Source organism: Aphanothece stagnina RSMan2012 (assembly GCF_046764815.1).
Lineage (GTDB): Bacteria > Cyanobacteriota > Cyanobacteriia > PCC-6307 > Cyanobiaceae > NIES-981.
In genome coordinates, this window is sequence record NZ_JBKOUC010000033.1 from 1 (window position 1) to 19,662 (window position 19,662).

At 69.2% G+C, this 19,662-nt stretch carries 23 protein-coding genes and 1 tRNA gene; 9 read left to right on the plus strand and 15 right to left on the minus strand.

The genetic code is table 11. The features are described from left to right. Together ACLNEE_RS15420 and ACLNEE_RS15425 are read right to left on the minus strand one after the other, a co-directional pair. Nucleotides 1–2,548: exodeoxyribonuclease V subunit gamma (locus tag ACLNEE_RS15420; protein ID WP_412007303.1), on the minus strand; the 2,548-nt coding region annotated here is incomplete at its 3' end. Nucleotides 2,549–2,557: 9 nt separating this feature from the next. After that, complete coding sequence (locus ACLNEE_RS15425) at nucleotides 2,558–3,295, minus strand: metallophosphoesterase (protein WP_411422004.1); 738 nt, start codon at nucleotides 3,293–3,295, stop codon at nucleotides 2,558–2,560. A 129-nt stretch (nucleotides 3,296–3,424) separates the two neighbouring features. Here ACLNEE_RS15425 and ACLNEE_RS15430 point away from each other — a divergent pair, with 129 nt between their 5' ends. Beyond that, nucleotides 3,425–3,781, plus strand: a complete 357-nt coding sequence (locus ACLNEE_RS15430; protein ID WP_412007304.1) for a hypothetical protein — start codon at nucleotides 3,425–3,427, stop codon at nucleotides 3,779–3,781. Nucleotides 3,782–3,887: 106 nt separating this feature from the next. Here ACLNEE_RS15430 and ACLNEE_RS15435 read toward each other — a convergent pair whose 3' ends face one another. Both ACLNEE_RS15435 and ACLNEE_RS15440 read right to left on the minus strand, forming a co-directional pair. After that, on the minus strand, nucleotides 3,888–4,208 hold the full coding sequence (locus ACLNEE_RS15435) for an MgPME-cyclase complex family protein (protein ID WP_411422006.1): 321 nt from the start codon (nucleotides 4,206–4,208) through the stop codon (nucleotides 3,888–3,890). Continuing rightward, nucleotides 4,205–4,954, minus strand: a complete 750-nt coding sequence (locus ACLNEE_RS15440) for a pyridoxine 5'-phosphate synthase (RefSeq protein ID WP_411422007.1) — start codon at nucleotides 4,952–4,954, stop codon at nucleotides 4,205–4,207. Before ACLNEE_RS15440 ends, ACLNEE_RS15435 begins: the two co-directional genes overlap by 4 nt. A 110-nt stretch (nucleotides 4,955–5,064) precedes the next feature. Here ACLNEE_RS15440 and ACLNEE_RS15445 point away from each other — a divergent pair, with 110 nt between their 5' ends. The 4 genes from ACLNEE_RS15445 to grxD are packed head-to-tail and all read left to right on the plus strand — an operon-like array spanning nucleotide 5,065 to nucleotide 6,979. Continuing rightward, a complete protein-coding gene (locus tag ACLNEE_RS15445) occupies nucleotides 5,065–5,808 on the plus strand; it encodes a lysophospholipid acyltransferase family protein (RefSeq protein WP_411422008.1) in 744 nt (247 codons plus the stop codon). A 27-nt stretch (nucleotides 5,809–5,835) separates the two neighbouring features. Further along, the gene (locus tag ACLNEE_RS15450; protein ID WP_411422009.1) at nucleotides 5,836–6,378 is read left to right on the plus strand and encodes a hypothetical protein; all 543 of its coding nucleotides are present in this window, start codon (nucleotides 5,836–5,838) and stop codon (nucleotides 6,376–6,378) included. A gap of 39 nt (nucleotides 6,379–6,417) precedes the next feature. After that, entirely contained in the window at nucleotides 6,418–6,651 is a 234-nt protein-coding gene (locus ACLNEE_RS15455; RefSeq protein WP_411422010.1) for a BolA family protein, read from the plus strand. Nucleotides 6,652–6,655: 4 nt separating this feature from the next. Further along, nucleotides 6,656–6,979 (plus strand): Grx4 family monothiol glutaredoxin, encoded by a 324-nt coding sequence (gene grxD / locus ACLNEE_RS15460; protein WP_411422011.1) that lies wholly within the window; start codon nucleotides 6,656–6,658, stop codon nucleotides 6,977–6,979. 75 nt (nucleotides 6,980–7,054) lie between these two features. Here grxD and ACLNEE_RS15465 read toward each other — a convergent pair whose 3' ends face one another. After that, nucleotides 7,055–7,333: a DUF6761 family protein gene (locus ACLNEE_RS15465; RefSeq protein WP_412007305.1), complete on the minus strand. Its 279-nt coding sequence runs from the start codon at nucleotides 7,331–7,333 to the stop codon at nucleotides 7,055–7,057. Between the two features lie 265 nt (nucleotides 7,334–7,598). Here ACLNEE_RS15465 and ACLNEE_RS15470 point away from each other — a divergent pair, with 265 nt between their 5' ends. Then, nucleotides 7,599–8,312 carry a response regulator transcription factor gene (locus tag ACLNEE_RS15470; protein WP_412007306.1) on the plus strand — a complete coding sequence of 238 codons (714 nt, stop codon included), beginning with the start codon at nucleotides 7,599–7,601 and terminating at the stop codon, nucleotides 8,310–8,312. Nucleotides 8,313–8,360: 48 nt separating this feature from the next. On the opposite strand, the gene ACLNEE_RS15475 is transcribed toward ACLNEE_RS15470, so the two are convergent. The 7 genes from ACLNEE_RS15475 to ACLNEE_RS15505 form a co-directional block, all read right to left on the minus strand. Then, the gene (locus ACLNEE_RS15475; protein WP_412007307.1) at nucleotides 8,361–8,879 is read right to left on the minus strand and encodes a hypothetical protein; all 519 of its coding nucleotides are present in this window, start codon (nucleotides 8,877–8,879) and stop codon (nucleotides 8,361–8,363) included. Between the two features lie 38 nt (nucleotides 8,880–8,917). Beyond that, complete coding sequence (locus ACLNEE_RS15480; protein ID WP_411422015.1) at nucleotides 8,918–9,214, minus strand: hypothetical protein; 297 nt, start codon at nucleotides 9,212–9,214, stop codon at nucleotides 8,918–8,920. Nucleotides 9,215–9,277: 63 nt separating this feature from the next. Further along, entirely contained in the window at nucleotides 9,278–10,798 is a 1,521-nt protein-coding gene (crtH, locus tag ACLNEE_RS15485; RefSeq protein WP_412007310.1) for a carotenoid isomerase, read from the minus strand. Between the two features lie 122 nt (nucleotides 10,799–10,920). Beyond that, entirely contained in the window at nucleotides 10,921–12,909 is a 1,989-nt protein-coding gene (locus ACLNEE_RS15490; RefSeq protein WP_412007308.1) for an alpha-amylase family protein, read from the minus strand. A gap of 15 nt (nucleotides 12,910–12,924) precedes the next feature. Beyond that, nucleotides 12,925–14,283 carry an FADH(2)-oxidizing methylenetetrahydrofolate--tRNA-(uracil(54)-C(5))-methyltransferase TrmFO gene (gene trmFO, locus ACLNEE_RS15495; RefSeq protein ID WP_411422076.1) on the minus strand — a complete coding sequence of 453 codons (1,359 nt, stop codon included), beginning with the start codon at nucleotides 14,281–14,283 and terminating at the stop codon, nucleotides 12,925–12,927. Between the two features lie 76 nt (nucleotides 14,284–14,359). Continuing rightward, complete coding sequence (locus ACLNEE_RS15500; protein ID WP_006910263.1) at nucleotides 14,360–14,482, minus strand: photosystem II protein Y; 123 nt, start codon at nucleotides 14,480–14,482, stop codon at nucleotides 14,360–14,362. Between the two features lie 138 nt (nucleotides 14,483–14,620). After that, nucleotides 14,621–15,157: a gamma carbonic anhydrase family protein gene (locus ACLNEE_RS15505; protein ID WP_412007309.1), complete on the minus strand. Its 537-nt coding sequence runs from the start codon at nucleotides 15,155–15,157 to the stop codon at nucleotides 14,621–14,623. 97 nt (nucleotides 15,158–15,254) lie between these two features. On the opposite strand from ACLNEE_RS15505, the gene ACLNEE_RS15510 reads away from it, so the two are divergent. Together ACLNEE_RS15510 and ACLNEE_RS15515 are read left to right on the plus strand one after the other, a co-directional pair. After that, nucleotides 15,255–15,326: transfer RNA gene (locus ACLNEE_RS15510), tRNA-Lys, on the plus strand. Nucleotides 15,327–15,755: 429 nt separating this feature from the next. Further along, the gene (locus ACLNEE_RS15515) at nucleotides 15,756–16,133 is read left to right on the plus strand and encodes a thioredoxin family protein (RefSeq protein ID WP_411422019.1); all 378 of its coding nucleotides are present in this window, start codon (nucleotides 15,756–15,758) and stop codon (nucleotides 16,131–16,133) included. Here ACLNEE_RS15515 and ACLNEE_RS15520 read toward each other — a convergent pair. Continuing rightward, on the minus strand, nucleotides 16,130–16,486 hold the full coding sequence (locus tag ACLNEE_RS15520; RefSeq protein WP_411422020.1) for a hypothetical protein: 357 nt from the start codon (nucleotides 16,484–16,486) through the stop codon (nucleotides 16,130–16,132). The genes ACLNEE_RS15515 and ACLNEE_RS15520 overlap by 4 nt on opposite strands. A 415-nt stretch (nucleotides 16,487–16,901) precedes the next feature. Here ACLNEE_RS15520 and ACLNEE_RS15525 point away from each other — a divergent pair, with 415 nt between their 5' ends. Further along, nucleotides 16,902–17,399 carry a 4a-hydroxytetrahydrobiopterin dehydratase gene (locus ACLNEE_RS15525; protein WP_411422021.1) on the plus strand — a complete coding sequence of 166 codons (498 nt, stop codon included), beginning with the start codon at nucleotides 16,902–16,904 and terminating at the stop codon, nucleotides 17,397–17,399. A gap of 28 nt (nucleotides 17,400–17,427) precedes the next feature. Here ACLNEE_RS15525 and ACLNEE_RS15530 read toward each other — a convergent pair whose 3' ends face one another. Next, nucleotides 17,428–18,516, minus strand: a complete 1,089-nt coding sequence (locus ACLNEE_RS15530; protein ID WP_411422022.1) for a methyltransferase domain-containing protein — start codon at nucleotides 18,514–18,516, stop codon at nucleotides 17,428–17,430. Nucleotides 18,517–18,566: 50 nt separating this feature from the next. Continuing rightward, on the minus strand, nucleotides 18,567–19,511 hold the full coding sequence (gene arsS / locus ACLNEE_RS15535; protein WP_411422023.1) for an arsenosugar biosynthesis radical SAM (seleno)protein ArsS: 945 nt from the start codon (nucleotides 19,509–19,511) through the stop codon (nucleotides 18,567–18,569). Between the last annotated feature and the right edge of the window lie 151 nt (nucleotides 19,512–19,662).

Genomic DNA, 19,662 nt, shown 5'->3' on the forward strand with positions numbered 1-19,662 from the left:
GCCGCTCGTCCAGCTCGGCGGGGTCGAGGTCTGCGGTGGCGTCGGCCCATTCGTTCGGCTGCAGGCCCAGGGACCGCAACCAGCAGGCCTGGGGCTGGATCACCCAGTGGCGCAGATCGGCGAAGGTTCCCGCCTCCCGCTCCGCCTCCCGCTCCGCTGTCGCCGCTGCCGGCGATGGGGTTGCGGCCAGTGCGCGGGGGGCTTCCGGTGGGAGGGGCTGCTCCAGAAGCCGCCGTGCCTGGAGCAGGCGCCGGTCGCAGCTGGCCGGTGGCCGGCCCGCCGTGGCCAGGAAGTTGCGTCGATCGAGGGGGTTGGCCGGGTGGTGCACGACCAGGTCGGGGACGTTGACTTTGCCGCCCAGCTTTCCCTCCAGCCAGCTGATCCACTGGCTCACCGGCGCGGCGGGCCAGAGCTCCTCTCCCTTGCGCTCATCGCGGCAGTTCCAGGTCACCAGGAGGTGATCCCGTGCCGAGAGGAGGGCCTCCAGCAGCACGTAGCGGTCCTGGTCGGCGGCGCTGGGGTCTCCCAGCCGGCGCTGCTGTTCGAGCTGGTGGAAGCCCGGCCGCTGGCGTCGCCGCGGGAAGCAGCCGGCATCGAGGCCCATCAGCACGATCACCCTGTGCGGGATCGCCCGCATCGGCTCCAGGGCGCTGATCGTCAGGGCGCCGCTGCGGTGGCCGAACCGTCCGGCGTCGGCGGCGAGCCGCTCCTCCAGCACCGCGGCCACCACCGGGGCGGCCACCGGCAGCTCGCAACCGCCGGCCACCTGCTGCCAGTCATCGATGGCGGCCAGCAGGGGCGGGAGCTCCCAGGCCTGATCCCCCCCGTCAGCGAAGAGATCCTCGATCGCAGCCTGCAGGGTCTCCGCCCAGGCCGGGCTGCGGCGCGGGTGGCGCAGCTCGCGCAGCCAGTGCCGCAGCCGGGTGAGCAGGTGGAGCCACCGCCCCAGCAGCTCGAGGCCCTGGTGGCCGGCAAACGGGGCCGTCTCCCCCGGCGCGAGCCCGGGGGCATCCGGCAACACCAGACCCAGCAGCAGCCGGTCGATCGCCCAGCTGAGGCTGCCGCTGGCTTCCCCGCCCCGTGCGTCGCCATCGATCCCCCAGCGGAATCCCACCTGCTGCAGGACACGGTGCAGCTCGGCCACCTCCTCCGGGCTGAGCTGGAACCGCTGGCGCAGGGGACCGCTCTCCAGCAGGGTCTCGAGGGAGCTGGCGGTCAGCCGTTCCCCCGCCTGCTGGAGCAGGGTGAGCAGGCTGCGGCCGAGACCCGCCTGGCTCTGCTGGCTGCGGTCGGTGAGGCGCCAGTCCAGCGCCACCCCGGTCGCCTCCGTATCCCCGAAGACCGACGCCACCAGGGGGGCGAAGAGATCGACCTGGGGAGTCATCACCAGCACGTCCCTGGGCTGGAGGTCGGGGTTGGCGTGCAGGAGCTGCAGCAGGCGATCGCGCACGATCTGCACCTGGCGGAGCCGGCCAGGGCAGGCGTGAAACTCGAGGGAGCTGTCCCCCGCCGCCCGTTGCAGCGGCTGTGCCGTCTCCGGTTCCGCCAGCTGTCGTTGCAGCTGCAGCAGCAGGGGGAACGGCTCCGCCCGCCCCTCCTCCAGGGCGGAGAGGGCGAGGGGATCGACGAACCCATCCCTCTCGGTCGCGCTGCCGAGCTGGCACGCGCCGGTGCCCTCCAGCAGCTGCTGGAACTCCGCCCCCAGACGGCCGAAGCGGGCCTCCAGGCCAGGGGCCTCCACCAGCCAGTCGCCCGCGAGGGGCTGGTTCAGGGCCACGGCGTCGGAGAGGGCGGCGCGGCGCTGGCTGCAGCGCTGCCAGAGGTCGGGGCAGGGGGTGAGCAGGTAGAGATCCACCGGCAGGCGGCCGCTGATGGCCTGGAGCAGCCCCACCTGGACGGGGGCCAGGCTGCTGAGCCCGAACAGCCGCAGGCAGCCGGGCAGCCCGGCGATCGGTGCCGGGTCGTCCCGGAGCCGGGCGATGGCCTCCACCACCCGCAGCCCGAAGGGGCTGACGGTCAGCCGCTGCCGCAGCCATCGCACCAGCAGGGCCTGCCAGTCGCTGCCGTCGTCCTCCCCGGCCCACCAGCTCGCCAGCAGCTCGGGTCTGTAGAGGGCGTAGTCGTCGAGCGCGTCGGCGATGGAGCGGGCCAGCTGCCACTGGGCCCGCTCGAGGGTGTGGCCGCCGCCGTCGCGCCGCTCGAGCCAGTGGCGCAGCGGAGCCGCTGCCGGCTCCCGCACCAGGTGGGGGAGGAGTTCCAGCACCGGCCAGACCAGATCGATGGCCCGCCAGGGGTCGGGGGCTCCACCCTCCTCGCCCAGCACCGTCTGGACGATCCGGCGGAGCTGGCTGCCCGGGAAGGGGTAGCGGATGTTGGCGGCGATCCCCCCCAGGCCTTCGGCCAGCTGCTCGCCCAGCCAGCGGCTGGTGGGCCAGGTGTTGACCACCACCTGCACCGTCTCGAACGGGGCCGGGGGATGGAGGCGCAACTGGGCGGCCAGGATGGCGGCCAGGGTTTCGGCCCGGTTGCTGCGGAAGACGGTGAGCAAGGCCGTGGGCTAGCTGGCGCAGGCCTGGAGCCCGGCGCGGAGGGCTGGGGCCCGGCCGGCCAGGGTCGCTGCAGCCGAGCGGTCCTTGGCGGCAGCGGGCCTGGAGGTGATGGAGGACAGGCTGAACCTGCTGGACATTCCTGAGACTTCCCGGGTCGAGCCGGTCTCGGGGCAGTAGGCCGAGAGGGTGCCCCCATAGCAGGCGCCGGTGTCGATCATCACGATGCGGCCCCTGGCCTTGCGCCGCACGACCTTGTCCGGTGTGTGGGCGATGATCACCTCGCCGTAGCGGCCGTCATAGGCCTCCCAGAAGGGTTTTCGCACCGTGAGGGAGGGTTCCCAGGTGTCGGGGTCGAAGCCCGCATGGGTGGCGACCCAGCCGGGCCCGCCGTAGGTGAGGGGCAGCGCGGCCAGGCGGTCGAGCCAGAGACGGCAGCGGCGATCGCCCAGCTGGCGGTAGGTGTCACAGCCGGCGAGGGCCTGCTGGGCCATCCAGTCGCCGCGCCGCAGCGCCGCCACCAGATTGGCCTCATGGTTGCCCTGGAGCCAGACCCCCCTGCCGCTGGTCACCAGGGACCAGGCCAGCTCCATGGTGTGTTCGATCTGGGGACCGCGGTTGATCACATCACCGCAGAGCACGAGCCGATCGGTCGGCGGCAGGCTCTGAATCAGCCGCTGAAGGGCGTCGGCACAGCCGTGAACGTCCCCGATGACCCAGTGCCGGGAGGGGACGGTGGGGGACGTCATCGGTCCGTTGCGTTAGGACCAGTGTTGCCTGGAATCCCGCCGGTTGTCAGCCCTCGGTTTCCCGCCATCGACGCCGTCAGCCAGCCGGACAGCGCTGGTACGGTTCGCGGCAGCCGGGAGTCCTGGGTCATGGATCTGCAGTCGTTGCCCGTCGTGCAGCGGGTCAATGCGCTGGTCAAGGCCCTCAACGGTGCCAAGCGCACCAACGAGGCCCTGGCCCGCTGCTCCGATGGCGAGGCCATGCTCGATGTGCTCCTGGATGCCTCCGCCAAGCTGGGCCTGGGACTCACCCGTCAACAGCTGAGGGACACGCCGCCCATCCGCGACTGGGTGTGGTGGAAGAACAAGGAAGCCCTGGTCACGATCGGCGACAACAAGCCCCGTTACCAGCAGGACGGGGGCCAGGGCCGCCCCCGTTCAGCCGAATCCCAGCCGTCTGAACCACCTTCTGAAGCTCCGCGCAAGCGATTTCTCGGCCTGTTCTGATCGACCCACCGTTCTGATCGCGCCACCGTTCTGATCGACCCACCGTTCTGATCGAACCCTTGGGATGGGCTCGGATTGGCCGGGACCTGGCGAGGCTGAAGGCTGCTCAGGCCAGGCTGGCCAGGGGATCGCCGATGGTGGCGCTGGGACTTTCGAACTGGCCCTTCAGCACGAACTCCAGCCGAAGCTTCAGGAAGGTGATGAATTTCTCGTCGCTGGAGACCACCGCCGCGGCCGGGCGGGGCACCGTCGCGGTGGTGGCGGCGAGTTCGGGGGCTTCGAGAAAAGCGGGTCTGCGGACCAGCCAGAAATCGATGGCCTTGCCCTGTTCCCCGTAATTGCGCACCCGCTCCCGCAGCACTTCCTCCAGGGGCTCCTCCACGGTGAGGAAAGCCTCGCTGGCGGCAACGAAGTGGTAGGTGCTCATGGCTGCAGGCTGCCGAACAGGGGGTCCCGGCGGGGATTCTGAACCAGCGCCTTCATCTCCCGCACGGCCTGCTCCAGCCCCACGGCCAGGGCCCGGGCCACGATCGTGTGGCCGATGTTGAGCTCCTCCATCCCCTCGATCGCCGCCACGGGCTCGACGTTCTGGTAGGTGAGCCCATGGCCGGCGTTCACCCGCAGCCCCAGGCTGCGGGCGATGAAGCTTCCCTCGCAGAGTCGGGCGAGTTCCCGGGGCTGCTCCGCCCAGCCGGCCTCCGCATAGGTGCCGGTGTGCAGCTCCACCCAGCGGGCTCCGCTGGCGTGGCTGGCTTCCAGCTGCCGCGCCTCGGCGTCGACGAACAGGCTGACGCCGATGCCGGCCTGCTGCAGGCGGCCGACCAGCCCCCCCAGCACCTCGAGCTGGGCGGCCACATCGAGACCGCCCTCGGTGGTGACCTCCTGCCGTTTCTCCGGCACCAGCGTCACCATGTCGGGGCGAACGCGCAGGGCGATCGCCTCCATCTCGGGCGTGGCGGCCATCTCCAGGTTCAGGCGCGAGCGGACGGTCTGGCGCAGCAGCTCGACATCACGGTCCTGAATGTGGCGGCGGTCTTCGCGCAGATGCACCGTGATGCCATCGGCCCCGCCCAGCTCGGCCAGCAGGGCGTAGGTGACCGGGTCAGGTTCGACGGTGCGACGGGCCTCGCGCACGTTGGCGATGTGGTCGATGTTGACGCCGAGGCTGGCCATGGCGGCGAGGAGGGGCCGCGGCGATCCTATGGAGCGGACCCGGGACGGCCGCACGGCCAACTGCCCGCCCGCTGCGCTTGGAGGCAGACCCAGTCCTTAGCGTTCGGGCCATGACGTTGAGCTGGGAGCGATCGGCGCGGATGGCCCAGACGGTGGGCGTGGCCAGGGGCCGGGAGCAGATGGTCTGCCGTGGCATCAGTCCATGGCTGGCTCCCCTGGCCATGGTCACCACCCAGGATCTGGCCCTCCCCCTCTGGTTCCGCAGCATCGCGGTGGCCGGTCGTTCCCACATCCCCCGGGAGGGCCCGGTGCTGCTCGCCCCCACCCACAAGGCCCGCTGGGATGCCCTGCTGCTTCCCCACGCGGCCGGGCGCCGCGTGACAGGTCGGGACTGCCGCTTCATGGTCACCATCGACGAGATGCGTGGGCTCCAGGGGTGGCTGCTGCAGCGGCTGGGCTGTTTTGCCGTCGACCAGCTGCGTCCTTCGCTGGCGAGCCTGCGCTACGCCGTGGAACTGCTGGAGGCGGGCCAGCAGCTGGTGGTGTTCCCGGAGGGCCGCATCCGCCGGGAGGGGGAGGTCATCCGCCTGCATCAGGGGCTGGCTCGCCTCGCCCTGATGGGGGCCGGCAGGGGCGTGCCCGTGCCGGTGGTGCCGGTCGGCATCGCCTACGGCCATCCCCGACCACGACCCTGCGACCGGGCGGCCATCCACTTCGGGCAGCCGATGTGGATCCACGGCGAGGGTCGGAACGCCGCCGTGGCCTTCACCCACCAGCTCGCGGCCTCCATGGCCGTGCTGGAGCGCCGGGCCGCCGCGGCGATCGGGCTGGAGCCCGAGGATCGAGCCCCCTAGAGTCTGCCGACATTCTTCCCATCCGCTGTGCGTAGGTCCACCCGCCGTCTGTGCGGAACCGCTCTTGCCCTGGCGGCCTGTCTGGCTCCGGGGGTGGGCCTTCCGGTGCTGGCCCAGCAGGAACCGGAGCGGTCGCTGGCATCCGCCCAGAACCCGATGAACCTCCAGGCGGCCCGCAACCTGCTGGCCCAGGGGGACGCCGCCGCGGCGAGCGGCAACCTGACCGAGGCGCGTCGCCTCTACGACCAGGCGCGGGACTACACCCGCCGGCTGCTCAGCTTCTACCGGGACCTGAGCGGTTCCTTCCGCGGCCTTGATGCCCGCATTCCGCGGGAGATGGATCAGAAGGGGCGTGAAGCCCTCGAGCTCCTGGCCCAGGCCAACCTGCGGCTGGCGGCCGTGTTCCGTCGCCAGAGCCAGCCCGAGGTGGCCGTGCCGTTGCTTGTCGAGGTGGTCAAGGTGATGACGCCCGCCACGGAGGAGGGCCGCAAGGCCTACCAGATGCTCGTGGAGATCGGGTTCGCCACGACGCCCTACACCGCCGGCCAGGCCGCACCAGCCGCCCGTTAGTTCGACCCCCTAGATTTCCGCGGTCCTGTCCCCACCCCGATGGTGCAACCTGAGCAGGTCAAGGCCGCCATCCAGCGCGCCATGCCGGATGCCGCGATCGACGTCGAGGACCTCACCGGCGGCGGCGATCACCTGCAGGTCACGGTGGTCTCCAGCGCCTTTGCCGGTCTGACCCGCATTCGTCAGCATCAGCTCGTCTACGGCGCCCTGCGGCAGGAACTGGCCAGTGAGGCGATCCACGCCCTGGCTCTGCAAACTTCAACCCCCAGCTGATTCCATGGATGCTTCCGTCAAGCAACGGATCGAGACGCTGATCGCCAGCAGCCCCGTCTTCGTCTTCATGAAGGGCACCAAGCTGATGCCCCAGTGCGGCTTCTCCAACAACGTGGTCCAGATCCTCAATGCCCTGGGGGTCTCGTTTGAAACCTTCGACGTGCTCTCGGATGGCGAGATTCGTCAGGGCATCAAGGACTACTCCGAGTGGCCCACGATCCCCCAGGTGTATCTCAACGGGGAATTCATCGGCGGATCCGACATCCTGATCGAGATGTACAACTCCGGAGAGCTGCGGGAACAGCTGGCGGTTGCCCTGGCCAGCTGATCTCAGCCCGGCCCTGTCGTAAGGGCCCTCGCCGGACCGTTCAGTCCCCCCGGCCCGGCCGAGGGGGGCCACGCCTCAGTGGCGTCCGGTTTCGAAACCGGATTCGTAGAGGCTGCGCGGATCCCCATCCGGCCCGATGAAACTCGAGGGGTCCTGGATCCAGCGATCCACCAGTTCTTCGAGCCTCCGCTGGGCGATGGGATCGAGCACGGCCGTTCGCCGCAGGGCATGCAGATAGCCGTCGGCATAGAGCCGCAGATCCGCAGGACCGTGGTAGCGGTGCGCCAGCTCCTGGCAGGCGTCACACAGCGACTGGAAGTGGCGGATGGCGTCGGGATGCTGGAGCGCGGTCATGGTGCGGGCTGACCCTGGGACCATTGTGGCCATCCTGCCTACCCTGCCGTCGGAGGGAGGACCGATCCTCACGGATCCGGTGACCCGCCCTGAACGGGGCGAAGGCGGCCGGTGCGGTGGCTGCCGGGTCCCCAAGGCATCAGCTGATACCCGTCAGACCTCGACGGGACCGTTAGGTTAGGCACACCCGGGGTTCACGACCCACCCGAAGGTGCCTGCCCAACCGCCTCCCACGCCGCTGAATTCTGCTGATCCGGCCAAGCGCGTGCTGGTGGTTGATCCCCATGCCACCCTGCGCACCGTTCTCGCCCAGCGCCTGCGTCAGGATGGCCACATGGCGGCGGCGGTGGCAACGGCCACCGAAGCCCTCGATGTCTGCCGGGACCAGTCGCCCGACCTGCTGATCAGCGCCGAGCTGCTGGACGAGAGCAGTGCCCTGCGCCTGGCCACCCAGCTGCGCTGCCCGGTGATGGTGCTCACGGCCCGCACCGGTTCGGAGCCGGTGGTCACCCTTCTGGATGCCGGCGCCGACGACGTCCTCCGCAAGCCCTTCGGGCTGGAGGAGCTCGCCGCCCGCTGCCGCACCCTCTTGCGGCGGAGCTCCAGCGGGCTGCAGGAACGGGTGTGTGTGGGCCCGCTGGAGGTGCACCTGCTGCTGCGTCAGGTCACCCTCCGCGATCAGCCGGTGGAGCTGAGCCCCCGGGAGTTCGCCCTGCTCTGCGCGCTCCTGATGCCTCCCGGTGTGGTGCGCAGCCGCCAGGAGTTGCTCCGCATGGCCTGGCCACCGTTCAGTGGTGGTCCCCGCTCGGTCGACACCCAGGTCCTCACCCTGCGCCGCAAGCTCGAGCAGGCCGGTCTGGGGGAGGGCGGCGGCATCGAGACCGTCCGCCAGCAGGGCTACCGCTTCAGTCTGGAGACCCTCCCCGAGCAGGACGTGTCCGTGGGCCCTGATCTGCAGTCGATCAATTCGGTCGCCTGAATCGCCACGGAATCTGCTCGTCCTCGACCGGCCGGCTGAGGGACCCGCTCAGCTCAGGGAGCCAGGGGCTGCAGGACCCAGCCATGCCGTGATCAGTTCGGCTGCCAGCATGGCGGCGGTCAGGCCGGCCAGCAGCCGGTAGGTCCAGGGAGGACTGATCCGTCCCACGGCACGGGTGTCGAGACCGCTCGCCTCGCTGAAACGGGCCAGATACGCCTCGAAGCGTGCCACCCGCTGGGGCAGCAGCCAGGCGGATCCATCGCGGCTGCGCACGTAGTACACCCGGCCTCCCTGGCTTGTGGTCACGGGGGTGAGGCCGCTGATGGACGCCCAGGGCATCTGCCAGCCGCGGCGGAGCATCCAGGCGCACCAGGGGGGATGGCCCACCCGGATGCCGTGGCCGTCAAGTTCGACCCGTTCGCTGGTGAGGGCCACGATGGGCACCAGTCCCAGCAGCAGGGCCACCGTAAGGCCCAGGGTGGCTGCTCCTGGGGGGGCCAGCACGGGCAGGGGAGCCACCAGGGCCAGGTACAGACCCAGCAGGGTGAAGCGGATCAGGGGCGCCATCGGATGGCACGCGACGGCGTCCCGATCGCCCGATGGGTTCATCGGTCGTCGTCGGAGCCCGGCAGGGGCTCCAGGAGCTGGGTGGGCTGGTAGCGGCCGGTGAAGACCTCTTGCTCCCGCCCTTTCCAGAACTCACCCAGCCGCATCAGATCGGCGTGCGCCTCCTTCAGGCGGGCCAGATACTCATCGGGAGCCAGGTCATCGCGGGCTTCCTTGAGCTTGGTGAGTCGCAGCAGGTGGAGCATCCAGGGCTTGCCCAGCTCACCCCGCTGCTCCAGGAAGCGGGCCAGCTCCTCGGCGCTGGGCTGGGGCGGGGTGGGTGAGGCGCTGGCCATCCGCACGTGGCGACGGGATCCACCCTATGCAGGCCATCCCGCCGGTCGTGGCGGACGGTCGACTCAGGCCGGCAGTGCCCAGGGGTTGAGGCCGAGGTCCGCGCCGATGCGATGGGCGCAGGCGAAGCCGCTGAAGGCCACCGCGTTCAGTCCCTGGCCGGGGAAGCAGGAATCGCCCACGCAGTAGAGGCCCGCCAGGCCGGTGCGGTTGAAGGGCATCGGCAGCAGCCCGGGCAGGCGGAGGGCCGGTATGGGGCCGTAGCTGCCGCCGCTGCGCCCCAGGAAACGGCGGTGGGTGCGGGGGGTGCCGATCTCGCGGTGGTGGATCGCCCCCTGCAGGCCGGGCAGGATCGTTTCCAGCCGCTGGATCAGGCGCGCCGCATCGGCCTCTTTCTTGGCGGCGTACTGGCTGGGGCTCAGATCGAGCCAGGCCTCGATCGCGCTGGGGGTGAAGGTGTGGAGGATGTGGCGCCCCTCGGGGGCCAGGCAGGGGTCCAGCAGGGTCGGCATCGACACGAACACCACGCCCTGTTCGGCCTCCATCTCCTCCCAGCGCTCCAGCAGCAGGTGATGGCAGTGGAAGCCCTCGGGTACCACTGCCGCGTCGATGCCGAGGTGCAGCGAGAGGAAGGAGGACGACGGCCGGTAGCGCCGCCGCCAGGTGGCTTCCGCCGCCGGGGTGTGGGCGGCCTCCACCAGGGTGGAGCGGGGTGAGTCCTCTCCGGCGAACGTGTCCCAGCGGGTGGCATTGCTCACCACCCGCCGGGCACCGATCCGCTCCCCATCGGCCAGCTCCACGCCCACCGCCCGGCCCTGCTCGATCAGCACCCGGGTCACCCGGGCCCTGTAGCGGATCGCCCCCCCATGGCGGCGCAGGCCCGCCACCAGCTTCTCGGCGATCACACCGACCCCGCCACGGGGGTAGTTGATGCCGCCGGCGTGGCGGTCGGAGAACACCATGCCGGCGTTGATCATCGGGGTGCGATCGGCCGGCATCACCGACCAGCAGAAGCACTCCATGTCAATGAACCTGAGCAGCTGCGCATCCCGGATGTACTGGCGCGCCACCGCCCCCACGTTCACCGGCAGCCAGCGGGCCAGGCCCAGGCAGGCCAGCGGCGCCCTGAAGAACACCTTGGCCAGGTAGGCCGGATCCTCCAGCGACAGCAGCGGCATGGCATCGAGGCAGCGAAACACCTGCCAGCAGGCCTCGTAGAAGGCGCGGATCCCCTGCGCCTCATGGGGGAACAGGGCGGTGAGATCGGCGATGAACCGTTCGTAATCGCGGTCCACCGCCACCTCGAGGCCGCCGGGCAGGTGGTAGGCCAGCTGGGCGGGATCCGGGATGGTGTCGCAGTGTTCGCCGACGTCGGCCAGGGCACGGGTGAGCAGGTTGGTGTGGCCCTTCTCACCGAAGCCGAAGATCATCGAGGCGCCCACATCGAAGGTGTAGCCCTTCCGGTGGAAGCTCCCGCCGCTGCCCCCCGGGATCAGGTAGCGCTCCAGCACCAGCACCTTCGCCCCCTTGGCGGCCAGCTGGCTGGCCGTCACCAGACCCCCGATGCCGGCACCGATCACGACCACATCCCAGTCCGCCCGGGTCCCGCCGCTGGGGGAGAGCGAGGCGGGGGCTGGGGCTGAAGGAGCGGACGGTGGAGGCGTGAGGGTCACCGGGGAGGGCTGGAGGTGCAGTGACGCTAAGGGGCTCAGGGGGCCTCGCCGTTGACGAGCCACTGGCATTCCAGGGGCTCGAGTTCCAGCCTTCCGGCCTGCAGCGGTGGTGGCTGCCCGCCCTGCAGAAGGTTGTGCAGCTCCCCGGCCAGGCCGGCGTAGCGGCCCATCTCGGCCGGGATCGACTGGGGCCCCTCATCGAAGTTGGCGAGCACCAGCACGGTGCCCTCCGGGCGGCGGCGGGCGTAACCGAGCACATGGGAGTTGTGCGTCCACAGGGGCTGGAACAGGCCGAAACCGTGCAGCAGAGAGGTGCCCTTGCGCGTCTGGATCAGATGGCGCAGGCCCAGGAAGATCCGACCCGTCACCGTGGCGGGGTCGTGGCGCTCGCTGGCCCTGTGCCAGTCCATGGCAGGGCGGTTCAGCCAGCGGCTGTCGCCGGCCCGGGCAGGATCCTGCAGGTAGGCCGTGTCGTTGCACAGGCCCAGCTCGTCGCCCATCTGCAGCACCGGGATGCCGCCCGCCCCCAGGATCAGGGCGTGCAGCAGCAGGATGCGCCGGATCGCCCGATCGATCGCCTCCGCATCGCCCTGCTCCAGGGCCGTCTCCAGCCCGGCCAGGGAGGCGGTGGTGCCGGTCACCCGGGCATCGCCGCTGCTGGGGTCGGCCTGGAAGAGGGCACCGCGGGCGTAGGAGCCTGGAAAGGCGCCGGTGAAGAAGTCGCAGAGGAAGCGCCGGTGCAGGTGGGGGGTCTCGCCGACGGCCGCCAGGGCGCCATCGGTCATCGCCCAGCCGATGTCGTCATGGTTGCGCAGATAGTTCACCGGTGCGCAGCCGATCAGCAGCTGGGGCGCCTGGTGCATCACATGGGTGATCAGCTCGACCCGCCGGGTCGCCAGCGCACTCCAGAGCAGCACCATGCGCTGGTTGTTGTAGGCCAGCTCACACTGTTTCTCCACCGTGCTCTTCACACCCAGATAGCGGATCAGCGCGTCCGGCGGCACGATCGCCTCGGCCTTGAGGATCACGCCGGGAGCCACCACCCGCAGGATGGCGCGGAAGGCCTGGATCAGCTGGAACACCTCCGGCTGGTTCTGGCAGTTGGTGCCCATCCGCTTCCACAGGAACGGCGCCGCATCCAGCCGCAGCACATCCGCTCCGAGATTGGCCAGGAAGAACATGATCTCCACCATCTCGAGCAACACCTCGGGATTGGTGTAATTCAGGTCCCACTGAAAGCTGTGGAACGTGGTCCAGACCCAGCGCCCCGCCCCGGCCATGCCGGGAATCCAGCTGAAGTTTCCCGGCGCATCGTCCGGAAAGATCTGCGGCAGGCTGGCCTCGTAGGCCTCCGGCAGTGTGCGGTCGGGGAAGGTGTGGAAGTAGTTGAGATAGCGGGGATCCCCCTCCACCGCCCGCTGCGCCCAGGCGTGTTCGCGGGCCACATGGTTCAGCACCAGATCCAGGCAGAGGCTGATGCCCCGCTGGCGCAGATCCCTGGCCAGAGCGGCCAGATCGTCCAGGCTGCCGAGATCGGGGCGAACCCGGCGGAAGTCCTGCACCGCATAGCCTCCATCGTTGGAACCGGCGCGCGGTTGCAGCAGGGGCATGAGGTGCAGATAGGTCACCCCCAGGTCCTCCAGGTAGGCGATCTTCTGCCGTACGCCTGAGAGGTCTGCGGCAAAACGGTCGGTGTAGCAGGTGTAGCCCACCATGTGGCTGCGCTGGAACCAGTGGGGGGTGAACTGGCGCTCCAGATCGAGAATCTTCAGATCGTCCGGGCGTTCGGCATAGGCCGCCACCATGCGGCCGAACAGCTGGCCGAACTGCTCCAGGGCGTCCTCCCGCTCGCCGTACAGCAGGGTGAGGGCGTCGTAGAGATCGTCGAAATAGCGCTCGAAGCGCAGCCAGAACACATCCACATCGCGGGGCTCGAGCCGGCCCTCCAGCCGGTAGCTCTCCACCCTGCGCACGTTCTCGAAGGCCGCCCGCACTTCGGGGGCCATCACGAAGAGGTTCTGCATGGGCCCCTCGATCGATCAGGTCTTCAAGGAGGTGGCGAGCTGGTGACGCTCCCGCCAGAGGGCGAGGTCCGCCAGGGCCCGGTCGCGGTAGGCCCCGTACCGCCGCCGTTTGTCCCGGATCCGTTCCGGCAGCTCCGGCAGCAGGCCGAAATTCGGCGGCATGGGCTGGAATCGGTCGCTGGGAGCCTCGGCGATGAAGTGGGTGAGGGCGCCCATCATCGTGGTGGGGGGCAGGGCGAGGGGCTCCAGCCCCAGGGCCAGCCGGGCGGCGTTGGTGCCCGCCAGCCAGCCGCCGGCCACGGCCGCGGCGTAGCCCTCGGTGCCGGTGATCTGGCCCGCCGCCAGCAGGCTGGGCCGCAGCCGGAACTGCAGGGTGGGATCGAGCAGCTGGGGCGCCTCCAGGAAGGTGTTGCGGTGCATCACCCCGAAGCGCACGAATTCGGCGTTCTCCAGCCCGGGAATCAGGCGCAGCACCCGCTTCTGTTCGCCCCATCGGAGGTTGGTCTGGAACCCCACCAGGTTCCAGAGCCGGCCGTCCCTGTCCTCCTGCCGGAGCTGCACCACGGCGTAGGCCCTGCGGGCCCGGCGCACCTCGCGGTCGTTCACATCACCCCAGCGGGGATCCCAGAGGCCGATTGGCTTGAGCGGGCCGTAGCGCATCGTGTCCTCGCCGCGGCGGGCCAGCTCCTCGATCGGCAGGCAGCCCTCGAAGAAGCTGGCGTGTTCCTGCTCGAAATCCTTGAGCTCGGCCTGTTCGGCCGTCAGCAGCGCCTCGCGGAAGGCGAGGTACTGCTCGCGATCCATCGGGCAGTTGATGTAGTCGGCGTCGCCCTTGTCGTAGCGGGAGGCGCGGAAGGCGAGGCCCAGATCGATGCTCTCGCCCTCCACGATCGGGCTGGCGGCGTCGAAGAAGTGGCAGTCGGCGCGGCCGGTGAAGGCCCGCAGCTGCTCCGCCAGGGGCTCGCTGGTGAGGGGGCCGGTGGCGAGCACGGCGATCTGGCCGGGGCCGGGCAGGGTGGTCTGCTCGCGCCGCTCCACGGTCACCAGGGGGTGCTGCTCGAGAGCCGCGGTGAGAGCGGCGCTGTAGCGGCCGCGGTCCACGGCGAGGGCCCCACCGGCCGGCACGGCGTGTTGGTCGGCCGTGGCGATCACCACCGACCCCAGCTGCCGCAGCTCGGTCTGCAGCAGCCCGGCGGCCCGGTCACTGGAGAGGGCACCGAAACTGTTGCTGCAGACCAGTTCCGCAAATTCGGGGCTGTGGTGGGCCGGAGAGCGGCGCAGGGGCCGCATCTCCACCAGGCGCACCGGCACGCCGCACGCGGCGATCTGCCAGGCGGCCTCTGTGCCGGCCAGCCCCGCACCGATGACCAGGATCTCCTGGCCCCCCGCGGCCCGTGGACTCGGGCTGGGGCGAACGGCCTGGAGATCGACGGGAGACAAGGGCAGGGGCTCAGGCGCGGGCGCGCTTGATCATCAGCTGCAGCTGCCCCACGGCAGCCCGGCCGATGTGGAACACGGCCCAGGCGGCGGCAAGCAGGATCGGAGCGGCAACCAGCACCAGCCGTGCGTCCATGGGAGGGCAAGAGGAAGTGGGGCGATCTTAAGGACTGCCCCGGACGCTGGTGCCCCGGGATGGCCCGTCTGATTCGTTTCGTTAGGTCGCCTTGTCAGACCGTCTTGTCAGGCCGCCTTGTCAGGCCGCCTCGTCAGATCACGGGAGATCCCCAGACTCCTCCCAGGCGCTCTGCGGGCTTCGGCCGGCATGGGCCATGGCCAGCTGGCGGTAGCGCTGGGCATGCAGACGCTGCGCGGCGATGGCCTCCGGGGTGAGGTCCCGCCGGACCTGGGCGGGGGTTCCCATGACCAGGGCTCCCGGCGGGACATCCCGGGTCACGACGGCCCCCGCGGCGACGAGTGCGCCAGCCCCCACCGTCACGCCGTTCAGCACCACCGCCCCGATGCCGATCAGGCACCCGTCCTCGAGGGTGGCGCCATGGACGACCGCCCGATGGCCGATGGTCACGTCCGCGCCGATGCGGACAGGCTGGCCGGGATCGCCATGCAGCACGGCGCCGTCCTGCACATTGCTGCCCGCACCGATCAGGATCGGGCAGACATCACCGCGGGCCACGGCCGTGGGCCAGAGGCTGGCCCCGGCCGCCAGCTGCACATCGCCGATCACCACCGCCGTCGGCGCGACCCAGGCATCGGGATGGATCTGGGGATCGGGCCAGGGAAAGGTGGCCATCGCAGAAGGCTCCAGTGGGGCCATTCTCCAGGCCCCTGACTCTCTCTTGGAGGAGGTCGCCCCGGGGTGATACCTTCCTTGGGTGCCCAGCGGGCGCGGGTCGCTAGCTCAGCGGTAGAGCACTCGGCTTTTAACCGATTGGTCCTGAGTTCGAATCTCAGGCGACCCATGGATTGCTTCTCCAAGGCGTCGACGGCCCTGCCCCCCCTTCAGGGTCCCTGGCAGGACGCGCTGTCCAGCAAGCCTGGCCAGGCTGAGGGATGGCTCGCGGCAGCTGGAGGGTTCACCCAGAAGGGGTTGGCTCAGCCGTCCCATGGAGCCTATCCCTGGAGGGTTTGAGGTCCCCAAGGCAACCCTCCCACGCTCTGATCACGTCGTCGTGAGATGGCGACTTGTTGAGCGAGGTCAACAAACTTGGAGTTGCTCAGGAGGCCTCAGCACGCTCGCTAAGGTAGAAGAAAGGCAGGGTTGATTCAGGCGTCTGGTCGTACTGGCCCTGGCTGCTCCAGGGTTGTCGTAGGGGCGTCTCGCCCAGTCGTGCCCCGTCGTCGCGCCTTGATGGGCGCACAGTCGTCGTGTTGTTGTTGCGTTGCGTGTGATGGAACAGCTTTTTCTTCTCAAGTACAGCACCCATGATTGTTCTGTTTGTCGCTCCATGAGTGCGTTTGACGCCAAGGTTGCGGGAGATCTTGGGCTCAGCTTTGTGGATGTAGATCTCAGGAATCCAGAGGTCTACAGGCGCTACCGAAAGATCCTGCTGACACGCTTTCCCTACAAGCAGTCCCTGGCGCTGCCCACCTACCTGCTGGTGGATGAGCCGAGTGGGGATTTCTCGATCCTTGGGGAGGTCATCGGAGGTATGCCCGAGCAGGTGTTCCGTGATGGGCTGCAGGCGCTGCTGCCCCCCGACCGAGCCGCTGAGGGGGCTTCTGCGCGGCCCCGGTCCCTAGGCCCTGGCGTTCGGGCGACCGCTTAGATCAGTCCAGGCACAAGTCCAGGCCAAGGGGTTGTGTTTCCCAGGTCGGGTGGGGCATCGGCATCCCGTTCTGGTGCGAAGGTCAATGGATGGGCGGCCACGTCGTATGTGCTGACTTCGTCGAGGGAGACGTGATTCAGCAGCGTCGTCGTGAAGGCGAACAGGATGAATGGCAAGGAAAAGACAAAGATGAACCCAACAACCGCCATCCCCGCGTAGAGGTGCGAGGCTCCCATCAGGGCAAGACCTGAAGCGAGGCTGAGAAAAATCACGAGCAACCAGATCAGAATCTGCCCATAGATGTCTCCATAGGTCAAGGTGGAGCGAAGGTTGTAGCGGGAATGTGCGTTCATGGCTGAATGTCTCTCGAGACGCTCGTGGGATCTTGCTTTTGGTGCCGAAGTGCTGGCGTCGCTTAGGTGCTTTCGGTGCTGATGGACTTTTGGTACTGATTTGCTTTCGGTGCCTACCGATAAGAACAGTCTTTTCTGCTGATTTCTATGCTGCTCTCGGCCGCTCTCTCGATGCTTCGGCGTGTGGCTTGTTGCTCTTGCTCGGCCTGTTGGCTGGGCCTGTTTTGCTCGGCTGAGCCGCTTGTTCCTTCCTTCCACCAGCTTAGGTGTGCAGGGCGCAGGCTGTCCGGTGGCTCACAGGATGTTGCCCGGGGGTTTCGGATTGTTGAGTTGTGAAAAGCTATTGGATCTGTCTGCCGCGTCTGCGCTTCGGGCATGAACAAACCTTGATGGCCGGGCCTGAAAGCTGCCCCGGATGACGAATCTTCTCAAGGTCGATTCGCTCTGCTGCTTTGCAGTCCCCGAGGCTCATGGTGGGAGTGGCCAGCTTGACGTGGTCGTCACCCGCGGTCGTCACCGCTGGCGTCATGGTCATGGGTCCAAGGATGTGTTGGAGGAGGTGGCGGCGATGGCTCTGGTTGACGAAACCTGCATTCCCTGTCGCGATGGCGGTCCCACCCTGGAGATGGAGGAGCTGGATGAACTGCTCCCTGAACTTCCGGGATGGCGCCTCGTGGAGGGCCACCACCTCAGCAAGGAGCTGGAGTTCCCGGATTTCGCCTCGGCCCTGAGCTGGCTCAACAGCGCTGGCGCCGTCTGCGAGGAGCAGGGTCACCATGCGGATTTCCGGGTTGGATGGGGCTATGTGGGGATTGAAGTGTTCACCCACAAGGCCGGAGGGGTGACCCGAGCTGATGTGGTGCTTGCCGCCAAGCTCGATGCGCTGCCCTTGAACGCTCCTTCGCAAGCCTGAGCCCTGTCAGCGCCCTCGGCCGGATGGCTCAGCAGCAGCTGCTGCTGGCCTCGATGCCTTGGCGGTCCTGCCCTCGCTGCTCTGCCCCTGGCGAGAAGGGCATCACCCCGCCGCAGCCCGGGAACAGGCCGTAGTGCCGGCTGAAGTCGCCGATGAACGCGAAGTGCGGGGCCAGGCGGCTCTCGGCCAGCATGCGGAAGGTGTTGCCGCACACCTGAAACACCCGGCCCGTCTCGATGGCGTGGTGCTTGTCGAACGGCAGCAGGTGGGGGTGGCCGGCGATCGTGCCCCGGTAGATCACGGCCTGGCCATGGTCCTCGCAGGCATCCTCGAGGGCGTCGATGCGGAACAGGCGGTAGGTGGCGGAGTGGAAGCCCAGCGTCCCGGTGCGGGCCGCCAGGTCGGGATCGGTGATGGCGAGCGGTCGGTCCTCCACCAGCCGGGGATCCGGGAAGCCAGCCTGGCGGGCCAGCCGCAGGAAATCATTCCAGTAGAGCGCTCCGCCCAGGCATTCGCCGTAGAGCACGGGGTCGCGGCGCAGATCCTCGGGAACGCGTCGATCGGCGTAGACATCGGCGAAGTAGAACTCCCCGCCCGGCCGCAGCAGCCGGTGAACCCCCTCCAGCACCGCCCGCTTGTTGGTGGAGAGGTTCACCACGCAGTTGGAGATCACCACATCGAAGCTGGCGGGCTCCAGATCCAGCGCCTGGAGTTCCTCGATCCTTCCCTCGAGGAACTTCACGTTGGCGTAGCCGAACTGCTCGGCATGGAAGTGGCGGTGGGCTTCGGCCACGGCGAGCTGCTCGGCCGTCATGTCGACCCCCACCACCGTGCCGTCGGGTCCCACCAGCTGGGCCAGCAGGTAGACGTCGCGGCCGCTGCCGCAGCCGAGGTCCAGCACCCGGCGCCCCTCCAGCAGGGGCGGCATCACCAGGCCGCAGCCGTAGTAGCGGGAGAGCACCTCCGGATGGATACGGCTCAGCAACGGCCTCAGGGATTGCGGTACGGCACTGGCATCGCAGCAGGCGCTGGTGCGGAGATCGGCGCTGCTGTTCAGCACGGATCCGTAGTAGGTGCGCACGTTGTCCGTGACGGTCTGGTCGCTGCTGGTGCGCATGGCTTCGCGAGGGGGGTGGCGTGGGGGTGGAGGGCAGGCCCGAGCTTGGCTCAGCCGAGGGCACCGCTGCAGCTGGAACCGCTCCCGGCCGTGCAGCCGAAGCAGTGCGCCCCCACCGCGATCGGATCGCTGCAGGGGTCGTGCTCCAGCAGGTCACGCAGGTGGGGGCGCTGACGGGTGCGGCCGGCGGCGGGCAGGTCGAGCATCTGGTTGAAGTCGCAGTCGAACAGCTGGCCCTGCCAGTCCACGCTGATCAACGAGCGACACATCACCTGCTCGAGGTTGGCGTCGCGGTGATGGCTCCGCAGCAGATCCAGGTAGCCCTCGAGCTGCCCGCTGGCCTGCAGCACGGCGGCAAAGCGCTGTATCGGCATGTTGGCCAGGGCGAAGAGGTGGTTGAAGCGGATGCCGAAGTCCTGGGCGAGGATCCGCCGGTAGTCCGCCTCGAGCTTCTGCTGCGGCGGCGGCAGGCTCGGTCCCTGGGGGTTGTACACCAGGTTGAGCGTCAGGCCCGTATCCGGCTCCCCGTAGCCGAGGGCGTTGAGCTGCCGCAGGCCGGCGATGCTGCGCTCGAACACCCCGTAGCCCCGCTGCCGATCGACATTGCCGGCGGAGTAGCAGGGCAGCGAGGCCACCACCGCGACCCCCTCCCTGGCCAGGAAGTCCGCCAGATCCTCCTGGCCGGGTTCACTCAGGATGGTCAGGTTGCAGCGGTCGATCACCGTCACCCCCAGCCGGCGGGCCTGGCGGACCACCTCCCGGAACCGTGGGTGGAGTTCCGGGGCGCCCCCGGTGAGATCCAGGGTGCCGATCCCCCGGGCCTGTAGCACGGCCGGGATCAGTGCCAGGGTGGCCGGGTCCATGCTCTCCGTGCGGGTCGGCCCGGCATTGACGTGGCAGTGGCTGCAGCTCTGGTTGCAGCGGTAGCCCAGATTCACCTGCAGGCAGGTGAGGCTGTGGCGGTGGAGGGCGGGGAAGGCGTGGGTGTCGCGCACGGGCCGGATCAGATGCTGGTGAGCACGCGGGGCCCGAGGGGTTGATCCCCGCCGGGCCGGAGGGGCTCCAGGCTGATGCTCAGCCGGCTGGCATGGCTGGAGGGTTCGCTGGGAATCGGCATCGCCACGACGCCGTCGTTGTCGGGGACGA

Excerpts from the sequence above, each read along its gene's own strand:
- ACLNEE_RS15525 (WP_411422021.1), top strand. The coding sequence starts at position 16,902 with ATGACGAATCTTCTCAAGGTCGATTCGCTCTGCTGCTTTGCAGTCCCC.
- ACLNEE_RS15490 (WP_412007308.1), bottom strand. The coding sequence starts at position 12,909 with ATGCAGAACCTCTTCGTGATGGCCCCCGAAGTGCGGGCGGCCTTCGAG.
- ACLNEE_RS15505 (WP_412007309.1), bottom strand. The coding sequence starts at position 15,157 with ATGGCCACCTTTCCCTGGCCCGATCCCCAGATCCATCCCGATGCCTGG.
- ACLNEE_RS15500 (WP_006910263.1), bottom strand. The coding sequence starts at position 14,482 with ATGGACGCACGGCTGGTGCTGGTTGCCGCTCCGATCCTGCTTGCCGCC.
- ACLNEE_RS15520 (WP_411422020.1), bottom strand. The coding sequence starts at position 16,486 with ATGAACGCACATTCCCGCTACAACCTTCGCTCCACCTTGACCTATGGA.
- ACLNEE_RS15440 (WP_411422007.1), bottom strand. The coding sequence starts at position 4,954 with ATGGCCAGCCTCGGCGTCAACATCGACCACATCGCCAACGTGCGCGAG.
- ACLNEE_RS15455 (WP_411422010.1), top strand. The coding sequence starts at position 6,418 with ATGGTGCAACCTGAGCAGGTCAAGGCCGCCATCCAGCGCGCCATGCCG.
- ACLNEE_RS15445 (WP_411422008.1), top strand. The coding sequence starts at position 5,065 with ATGACGTTGAGCTGGGAGCGATCGGCGCGGATGGCCCAGACGGTGGGC.
- ACLNEE_RS15435 (WP_411422006.1), bottom strand. The coding sequence starts at position 4,208 with ATGAGCACCTACCACTTCGTTGCCGCCAGCGAGGCTTTCCTCACCGTG.
- ACLNEE_RS15475 (WP_412007307.1), bottom strand. The coding sequence starts at position 8,879 with ATGGCGCCCCTGATCCGCTTCACCCTGCTGGGTCTGTACCTGGCCCTG.
- ACLNEE_RS15515 (WP_411422019.1), top strand. The coding sequence starts at position 15,756 with ATGGAACAGCTTTTTCTTCTCAAGTACAGCACCCATGATTGTTCTGTT.
- ACLNEE_RS15425 (WP_411422004.1), bottom strand. The coding sequence starts at position 3,295 with ATGACGTCCCCCACCGTCCCCTCCCGGCACTGGGTCATCGGGGACGTT.
- grxD (WP_411422011.1), top strand. The coding sequence starts at position 6,656 with ATGGATGCTTCCGTCAAGCAACGGATCGAGACGCTGATCGCCAGCAGC.
- ACLNEE_RS15480 (WP_411422015.1), bottom strand. The coding sequence starts at position 9,214 with ATGGCCAGCGCCTCACCCACCCCGCCCCAGCCCAGCGCCGAGGAGCTG.
- ACLNEE_RS15530 (WP_411422022.1), bottom strand. The coding sequence starts at position 18,516 with ATGCGCACCAGCAGCGACCAGACCGTCACGGACAACGTGCGCACCTAC.
- ACLNEE_RS15430 (WP_412007304.1), top strand. The coding sequence starts at position 3,425 with ATGGATCTGCAGTCGTTGCCCGTCGTGCAGCGGGTCAATGCGCTGGTC.
- ACLNEE_RS15465 (WP_412007305.1), bottom strand. The coding sequence starts at position 7,333 with ATGACCGCGCTCCAGCATCCCGACGCCATCCGCCACTTCCAGTCGCTG.